Origin of the sequence: Streptomyces sp. NRRL WC-3549, from assembly GCF_000721935.1 — a bacterium.
Classification (GTDB): Bacteria; Actinomycetota; Actinomycetes; order Streptomycetales; family Streptomycetaceae; genus Streptomyces.
Window position 1 is genome coordinate 52,821 of the sequence record NZ_KL585389.1, and the last position, 2,089, is coordinate 54,909.

2 protein-coding genes are annotated in these 2,089 nt (G+C 74.2%); both read right to left on the reverse strand.

The genetic code is table 11. The features are described from left to right. On the reverse strand, window positions 1–903 hold a 903-nt coding region (locus IH13_RS0107580), incomplete at its 3' end, for an NAD-dependent epimerase/dehydratase family protein (RefSeq protein ID WP_063837413.1). 152 nt (window positions 904–1,055) lie between these two features. Further along, window positions 1,056–1,982 (reverse strand): PP2C family protein-serine/threonine phosphatase, encoded by a 927-nt coding sequence (locus IH13_RS0107585; RefSeq protein WP_234433241.1) that lies wholly within the window; start codon window positions 1,980–1,982, stop codon window positions 1,056–1,058. Between the last annotated feature and the right edge of the window lie 107 nt (window positions 1,983–2,089).

Here is a 2,089-nt window from a genome sequence, read left to right on the forward strand (position 1 = left end):
GCCCGCCAGCCGCAGGACGGCGTCGAACAGGTGGGGCGAGGCCGGGACGGCGTGGGCGCGCCAGGCGGCGGCCAGGGCCGTACGCACCAGGGCCCGGGGCATCCGGACGACGCGGGCGTCGAGGAGGGCGGCCAGTTCCCGCGCGTCGGTCACCGTGTCCGTCGCCAGGTTGAACGGGCCCCGGACGTCGCCGAGCACCGCGAGCCGGTACGCCTCGGCCGCGTCGTCGGTGTGCAGCACCTGGAACCGGAGCCCCGCCAGATCCGGTACGAAGGGCAGCAGGTCGGGTCTGAGCAGGGTGCCCGGCACGTACCGGCCGGCGAAGATCCGGCGCTGCTCGGCCGCGGCGGTCTTCTTGAACAGGAAGCCGGGCCGCATCCGCACCACCCGGACCCCCGGATGCCGCAGTTCGAAGGTGTCGAGCACCCGCTCCAGATACGCCTTCTCACGGCAGTACGCCGCGTCCGGCCAGCCATGGGTCGGCCACCCCTCGTCGACCCCCGGTTCCGTCTTCGGTCCCGGGGAGTAGGCGCCGACCGACGAGGCGTGGACGAGTGCCGGGACCCCCGCGGCGGCCACCGCCTCGAACAGCCGCAGCGACCCGAGCACGTTGCTCTGCCAGGTGACCACCGGGTCGTGGGTGGGCTGGAACCGCCACGCGAGGTGCACGACCGCGTCGGCGCCGGACAGCAGCGTCGCGAGCCGGTCCGCACCGTCCGGCCGGGACAGGTCCACGGTGTCCCATTCCACCCCCTCGATCCGCAGTCCGGGGCGCCTTCGCGCCAGCCCCAGGACCGAGCCGACGCCGGGGTCCCGGGCCAGCGCGCGGACGACGCTCGTCCCCACGTTGCCGGTCGCCCCCGTGACCACGACGCGTTTGCCGGGAGTCGGGTGCACAGTCATGTGTCCTCGCTCGCTTCCTTCGCTGAGGTTCCGGGCCGTCTCTCCACTATCGCCCGGTCAGAGCGGGCCCGCCCGGCCGTCCCGCACCGGCGGCCCGCAGAGCCGCGGGGTGAGGGCGAGCGTGGCCATGTCGTCGTCACGGACCCTGTCTCTTATACACATGGGGTGCGGGCCTCGGTGACGCCGTCGGTGACGAAGAGCACGACGTCGCCGGGGGAGAGGGGGACGACGTCCGGCCGCGCGCGTACGTCGCTGAGCTGCCCCATGCTCAGCGGCAGATCGGGTGTGCCCGGGGGGAGCGCGGTGATGCGGCCGTCGCGGATCAGGTAGGGCTCGGGGTGGCCCCGGTTGATGACCCGCAGGCTGCGGCAGTCGTGGTCGATCTCGGCGATGAGCGCCGTGGTGAACTCCTCGGTGCGCCGGTCGTCGTCGTGCTGGAGGCTGTCGCGTTCGAGGGAGTCCTCCAGCCGGACCGCGAGCTCCCTGAGGTCTGGGACGTAGTGGGCCGCCTCACGGAACGCGCCGATCAGGGTGGACGTGGTGGAGACGGCCCCGACCCCCTTCCCCCGGACGTCGCCGATCAGGACCCGTACGCCGTACGGCGTGTCCTGGATGGCGTAGGCGTCGCCCCCGACCCTCGCCTCCGCGTCGGCGGCCTTGTAGCGGGCCGCCACCCGGAGGGGGCCGATCTCCCTGGGCGGGGTCGGGAGCACCGCGCGCTGCATGGCCGCGGCCACCGACCGCGCAGTCGCGATACGCCGGTCGCGGCGGTCCAGCATCCTGTTCACGTCGAGGCCGAGTGCGACGGCGAGGACGACGTTGCAGACCTCCGTCCAGCCGACGGCGTCGGCGAGCCGTCCCGAGTGCCACTCCAGCAGGACGGTCAGGACCAGGGCGAGCGCCCCGGTGCCCACGGCGCCCCGGAGATCCAGCATCGCGCCGGCGAGTACGCACGCCGCCGCGATCAGCGGCGCGGCGGTGTAGAGGGCCGGGGTCGTGACGTCGATGCACGCCGCGACGCCGACCAGAGCGGGCGGGGCCCACCGCCAGGCCGGCCAGCGAGCGGTCAGTCGGTCCATCCCTCAGCCCCCACACAGCTTCTGCGGCCCGGTCACTTCCGCTCACCGGTAACCGACCGGCAGCGGCCCCAAACCATCGCTCCGGCGGACGGCGGACGGCGGACGGC

Excerpts from the sequence above, each read along its gene's own strand:
- IH13_RS0107585 (WP_234433241.1), bottom strand. The coding sequence starts at position 1,982 with ATGGACCGACTGACCGCTCGCTGGCCGGCCTGGCGGTGGGCCCCGCCC.